Below are 267 nucleotides of genomic sequence, written 5' to 3' on the forward strand. Positions count from 1 at the left end.
GTGCGGTTCGCCGAGTTTTTCAGCTCCGCTTCACCGGTGTCGAACAGCACATCACCGAGGGTCATCACCAGCCCGCGATCGGTCTGGGTGGTGGCCAGGCTGACGATCTGCTCCTCCAGCCACTTGCCCTGCTGCTGCACGCTGAGCAGCTTGGCCTCGCGCAAGGCCAGTTGCAGGCGCTGGCGCTCCAGTTCAAGCTTGGCACCACGCTCTTCGTTGAGTACCTGCTCGGTATGTTCCCGGGCAATCGCGCTGTAGCGCTGGCTC

At 63.7% G+C, this 267-nt stretch carries 1 protein-coding gene; it reads right to left on the bottom strand.

All coding sequences use genetic code 11. The annotated features are described in order from the left end of the window. A partial coding sequence (locus tag AAEY94_RS20720) for a hypothetical protein (RefSeq protein WP_350979925.1) occupies positions 1 to 267 on the bottom strand: 267 nt, incomplete at both ends.

Source organism: Shewanella sp. AC34-MNA-CIBAN-0136 (assembly GCF_040309945.1).
Classification (GTDB): Bacteria; Pseudomonadota; Gammaproteobacteria; order Enterobacterales; family Shewanellaceae; genus Shewanella.